Genomic DNA, 6,182 nt, shown 5'->3' with positions numbered 1-6,182 from the left:
AGGGAACTATCTAAGATAGCGTAAGCTATCCTAAAATTAAGGTGAAAAGGAACAAAAACATAAAAATCTTGGATGAAGTGGGACGAGTAACAACTTGAATTTATCAGATGCTTAAAAAAAGAGGGTTAATCTGAATCCTCTAAAATAAAACTTCCTAAGATTGGGTGGATAAAAACAAAACTACATCGTAAATTTAAGGGTATTGAAAAAACAGCTACTGTATCCGGAACATCAACTGGAAGATATTACATCAGCATTCTTGTAGATGATAAACAGGAAACACCCGTTAAAAGTCTGTTCAACGAAAAGGTAACTGTTGGTATCGATGTTGGAATCAAGGACTTTGCAGTTCTTTCCAATGGTGAAAAAATAGATAATCCAAAATACCTTAAAACATCATTAGAACGCCTTAATGCCCTTCAAAGAAGGATGAGTCGAAAGCAAAATGGTTCAAAGAACAGAGCAAAAGCCAGATTAGAAGTATCAAAACTCCATGAAAAGATAAGCAACCAAAGAAATGATTTTCAACATAAATTATCCTCTAAGCTGATAGGTGAGAATCAAGCATTAGCATTGGAAACTTTAAACGTTAGCGGTATGCTGAAAAATCATTGCCTTGCATTGCACATAGCAGATGCTTCTTGGAGTTCTTTTGTATCCAAGCTGGAATATAAGGCAGAATGGTTTGGTAAAACAATACTCCGTATAGGACAATTCGAGCCATCGACTAAAATCTGTAATATGTGTGGTTATCACAACGGTAAATTAACACTTGCAAACAGAAAATGGCAATGTCCTGATTGTAAAACCAATCACGATCGAGATATTAATGCCGCTATTAATATCAAAAAGTTTGCACTTGATAAGCAAAACTTAATTGGAATATAACACCGTAGGAACTACGGAATGAGCCTGTGGACTTGTCCTCACAAGGGGAAAGAATGAAGCAGGAAGCCATCCTATTCATAGGATGGTAGTTCACACAAAGCAAACAATTTCCAGTTAGTTAAAGCGGAGGAATGTGTATAAAGTCAATAATTCTTGCAGGCGGATCGGGAACACGCCTATGGCCACTTAGCCGGGAACTTTATCCTAAACAGTTCCTGAAGATAAAGGACAGATCCCTTTTTCAGGATACAGTATCAAGATGCCTGCAAGTGTCAGACATATCAGAGATATATGTCGTTACAAATGAAGTTCACAAGTATTTTGCGATCGGGCAGGTGGAAGAGCTTGGTTATGACCTCCCTATTGAGAACCTGCTGCTTGAGCCCGAAGGAAAGAATACTCTCCCCGCGATATGTTATGGGATGAAGGAAATAGATAAAGCACATGGAAGATCAGTTGTCGGCGTCTTCTCTTCAGATCATGTGCTTGACCCAATCGCAATGGAAACCATTTCCGGTGCAGAAAAATTGACCTCCGGATACATGGTGACCTTCGGGATAGCTCCCTCTTCCCCACATACCGGATATGGCTATATCAAACCAGGAGAGGAGCTTGAGATCGGTCACAAGGTTTCGGAGTTCAGGGAGAAACCCTGCCAGGAAGATGCGCAAAGATACATCTCAGAAGGTTGTCTCTGGAACAGCGGCATGTTCCTCATGGACACAGGGGTCTTTTTAGAAGAAGTGCAGCGATTAGCACCGGATGTGTGGAACGCTTTTGAGAACTCCGGGACCATACAGGAAATATATGCAGAAATGCCAAATATCTCCATTGATTACGGCATCATGGAGAAATCCTCGAGGGTCAGCGTTGTCAGGCTTGGTTGTAAATGGAGTGACCTTGGGAATTTTGACGCGTTCTACGCTGAATGGGAGAAGGATAGGTCCAATAATTGCACACTTTCATGCCAGAATGTATTTGTCGATTCCGGGAACAACTTTGTGCATTCCAATTCTAAAAAGCTGGTTTCACTTATAGATATAAATGATATGATAGTTGTTGACACCACAGACGCCCTGCTTATATGCCCCCGAAAGAGCAGCGAGAAGGTTAAAGAAGTGGTAGGCTTTCTCAGAAAGCGAAATGACGAGCGCATAAACATCCATGAGACCGTTTATCGTCCCTGGGGCTCCTATACCCTGCTTGAGAACTCAGGCGGCCACAAGATAAAGAACATATCGGTCCTTCCTGGAAAGAAACTAAGCCTGCAGCTCCATCACCACAGGAGCGAGCACTGGGTGGTAGTTAAGGGGATGGCGTGTGTGGAGAACGACGGGCAGAAATTCTTCCTCAGACAAGGAGAGAGTACATTCATCAAGGCGGGCTCGAAGCACAGGCTGTCAAATTCAGGGAGACTCCCGCTGGAGATCATTGAAGTGCAGCTGGGCGAGTATGTGGAAGAGGATGATATTGTGAGATTTGATGATGAATATGGGAGAGCCTGAAACAACCCTTATATTCATTTAAAATAATAAGGGTCAAATAAATATTATATTTCAACAGAAGGTTCGCATTTATATCATATTCGAGAAGTTAACCGGGAATAAACATGAAAGTCATCATACCCGCTGCAGGTGCCGGAACACGCCTATTCCCTCACACGCACACAAAACCAAAACCCATGGTATTCATAGCAGGTAAACCAATCATAGGGCACATACTTGACAGAATGATAGACCTTCATCCTGAAGAGATAATACTTATTGTTGGCTATCGAAAAGAGCAACTGATATCATATGTTGATAAATATTACAGCAGTATATTTAACATAAGATACGTCTGCCAGGAGAACAGGATGGGACTCGGGCACTCTGTGTACCTTGCGAAGGAACACATCCGGGACTCTGAAACGATGATAGCCCTTGGGGACATGATATTCAAATCCGGTTACAAGGACTTTCATGATCAATACTGTCAAAATGGGGCATGTTCTGCTTCCATAGGCGTAAGAGAAGTTGAGGAACCCAGGAAATATGGTATAGTATACCTTAAAGAGCAATCGTCCCATATTGAGAGGCTTGAAGAAAAACCGGAAAATCCATCTTCAAATCTTGGGATTGCCGGTGTTTATTTTATTAAGGACACACCGCTTCTCCTGGATATACTGGAGTGGATGATAGAGAATGGCGTAAAGACCAGAGGAGAATATCAGTTGACAGATGCACTTCAGGAAATGGTTTCAAGAGGCAGTGAACTGAAAACGTTTGAAGTCTCAAGCTGGTATGACTGCGGGCATGCCACATCGCTTCTGGAAGCCAACAGGATATTGCTCAGCGAACATGAAAGTAAACAGGAAGTATATGATAGTATAAGTTCCGTAATAATACCACCTGTGATATTAGGAGCGAATGTGAAAATAGTGAATTCAGTAGTAGGTCCATTCACATCAATTGCAGAAGATTCGGTTATCGAAAACTCGATCATATCGAATACGGTCATTGGTTCGCGAACGCACCTTTCCAGCGTCAACCTTCAATCTTCCATTGTCGGTGATGACGCAAACGTCATAGGAAAACATAATTCTTTGAATATCGGGGATTCATCCTCTATTGAGTTTTAAAGCGTGATAATATGAGATCGATTGTAACCGGAGGAGCAGGTTTTCTGGGTTCGCATCTATGCGACCTGTTAATAGGAAAAGGTCACAAGGTAATATGTATTGACAACCTTGTCACCGGAAAAACAAAGAATATCGAACACATTAAATCCGAAAATTTTACGTACCTAAAACACGACATTACAAAACCTGTCTATTTCGGTGATAAGATAGATTACATATTTCACCTCGCAAGTCCGGCTTCACCAGTCGACTACTTGGAACTGCCCATACAAACGCTAAAGGTGGGTGCTCTTGGCACTTATAATATGCTTGGCCTTGCGAAGGAACATAAGGCAAGACTCCTGCTGGCATCAACTTCAGAAGTGTATGGAGACCCACTGGTGAATCCCCAACCCGAAACCTACTGGGGCAACGTGAACCCCATCGGTCCCCGTGGCGTATATGATGAAGCAAAGAGATATGCCGAAGCTATTACCATGGCATACCACACACACCACGGCATTGAAACAAGGATTGCTCGTATTTTCAACACTTACGGCCCCAGGATGCGGGCAAATGACGGACGTGTGGTCCCAAATTTCATCAACCAGGCACTAAAGGGCGAAAATATCACTGTTTACGGCGATGGAAAACAGACAAGGTCTTTCTGTTATGCCTCTGATCTTATAGAGGGAATTTACAGACTTATGATGTCTGAGCATACGGATCCCGTCAATATCGGAAATCCTGCAGAGATGACCGTACTGGAGTTTGCAGAGAGGATCATAGAAATAACCGGAAGCAAATCCAGGATAGTGTACGAGGAATTACCTGTAGATGATCCTAAGGTGAGAAGGCCTGATATTACCAGAGCAAGAGAAGTTTTGGGATGGGAACCAAAAGTAAAATTAGAGGACGGATTAAAGGAAACCATAGAATTCTTTAAACGTGCCGAATAATGATGTGTCAGCAACTGAGGCAATACTAATGACTAAAACAGCTCTTATTACAGGAATTACCGGCCAGGATGGCGCATATCTCGCAGAGTTCCTGCTTAACAAAGGATATATCGTGCATGGTATCAAACGAAGGTCATCCTCTTTCAATACAGCACGTATCGATCACCTCTATAAAGACCCTCATGAGCGAAACGTTAACTTCTTCATGCACTACGGCGACCTGACTGACTCCACCAACCTTATAAGGATCATACAGGAAACACAGCCGGACGAAATATACAACCTTGCTGCGCAGAGCCACGTGCAGGTTTCCTTCGAAACACCCGAATACACAGCTAATTCCGATGCTATCGGAACTCTTAGGCTTCTTGAAGCCATACGTATCCTTGGTCTGGAGAAGAAGACGAAATTCTACCAGGCATCAACCAGCGAGCTTTACGGAAAAGTGCAGGAGATACCTCAGAGCGAAAAAACTCCATTCTACCCAAGAAGCCCGTACGCTGCAGCCAAGCTATACGCCTACTGGATCACTATCAACTATCGTGAGGCTTATGGCATGTTTGCCTGCAACGGGATACTCTTCAATCACGAGTCACCCATAAGGGGCGAGACTTTCGTTACAAGGAAGATCACTATGGCCGTGGCTAAGATTAAGAAAGGACTCCAAGAGAAGTTATACCTGGGCAACCTTGATGCGAAAAGAGACTGGGGCTTTGCAGGCGATTATGTTGAGGCCATGTGGCTAATGATGCAGCAGGATGAACCTGACGATTTTGTAATCGCCACGGGTGAAACTCATTCGGTGAGGGAGTTTGTGGAGCTTGCTTTCATGGAAGTTGGGATTGAGATTGAGTGGCAGGGTGAAGGTGTGGACGAGGTTGGTATGGATAGAGAAACCTGCAATGTGCTAATCGAGATTGATTCACGATATTACAGGCCAACTGAGGTAGAGATTCTTATTGGAGACCCGAGCAAGGCCAAGGAGAGGCTGGGATGGGAGGCCAAGGTCGGACTTCAGGAATTAGTGAAGATGATGATGAGAGAGGATTTGGAGAAGTTGTGATTCATCCCCAGTTTTTAGTAATATCAATTGATTATTATTTACTTTCCCAAGATATCATACATGTTGATAATACTCATAAGCCATGTCTAAATTAAACACATTTATATCCCGCATTATGGGTATAAATGCAATCAAGCGTCAGAGTATAGTGACACTCATCTGGCAGATAGCACTTACGGTCATCGGTTTTTTCAGCACGATATACTTTGCACATACAGTAGGGGCAAACATTCTGGGAGGTTACTTCCTGTTTCTTGCATATCTAAACATCATTGGACTGATAACTGATGGTGGTTTTGGTGGAGCCGCAATCAAGCGCATCAGTGAAGGAGAAGAACAGGATGCATATTTCAGTGCGTTTGTTGTGCTGCGCTCTGTATTTGTGACAGTTTTTTTAGTGGCTTTAATCGCATTTCGCAGCTATTTTGTAGACCTTAACAGTGCGGGAACGTTCATCTGGTTATTGGTGGCACTTGTTGTGTCACTTTTACATGGGGCGGTTTCAAGCGGTACTGTAGGATGCGGAAAAATGGGCATAAATGCAACTGCAAGTTTTATTAATAATATATCTCGAATTCTAATTCAAGTAGTTGCAGTTTTTCTGGGGTATGGTCTTGCAGGACTGACTGGTGGTTTTGTTCTAGGGATGTTCGTTGGTTCCATAGTACAACTG

At 42.9% G+C, this 6,182-nt stretch carries 5 protein-coding genes and 1 pseudogene; all 6 read left to right on the top strand.

Annotated elements, in window-relative coordinates:
- Positions 1-132: 132 nt before the first annotated feature.
- A pseudogene (locus Q8J68_RS01865) lies at positions 133-888 on the top strand (RNA-guided endonuclease TnpB family protein); the annotation flags it as partial.
- 131 nt (positions 889-1,019) lie between these two features.
- The gene (locus tag Q8J68_RS01860) at positions 1,020-2,393 is read left to right on the top strand and encodes a mannose-1-phosphate guanylyltransferase/mannose-6-phosphate isomerase (protein ID WP_305309863.1); all 1,374 of its coding nucleotides are present in this window, start codon (positions 1,020-1,022) and stop codon (positions 2,391-2,393) included.
- Positions 2,394-2,497: 104 nt separating this feature from the next.
- Positions 2,498-3,508: a sugar phosphate nucleotidyltransferase gene (locus Q8J68_RS01855; protein ID WP_305309862.1), complete on the top strand. Its 1,011-nt coding sequence runs from the start codon at positions 2,498-2,500 to the stop codon at positions 3,506-3,508.
- Positions 3,509-3,519: 11 nt separating this feature from the next.
- Entirely contained in the window at positions 3,520-4,446 is a 927-nt protein-coding gene (locus Q8J68_RS01850) for a UDP-glucuronic acid decarboxylase family protein (RefSeq protein ID WP_305309861.1), read from the top strand.
- A gap of 28 nt (positions 4,447-4,474) precedes the next feature.
- Positions 4,475-5,509, top strand: a complete 1,035-nt coding sequence (gene gmd, locus Q8J68_RS01845; RefSeq protein WP_305309860.1) for a GDP-mannose 4,6-dehydratase — start codon at positions 4,475-4,477, stop codon at positions 5,507-5,509.
- Positions 5,510-5,624: 115 nt separating this feature from the next.
- Positions 5,625-6,182: oligosaccharide flippase family protein (locus Q8J68_RS01840; protein WP_305309859.1), on the top strand; the 558-nt coding region annotated here is incomplete at its 3' end.

The organism is Methanolobus sp., assembly GCF_030682845.1.
Lineage (GTDB): Archaea > Halobacteriota > Methanosarcinia > Methanosarcinales > Methanosarcinaceae > Methanolobus.
Note: the sequence above shows the minus strand (reverse complement) of the source record. Positions and strands in the feature narration are given on the sequence as shown.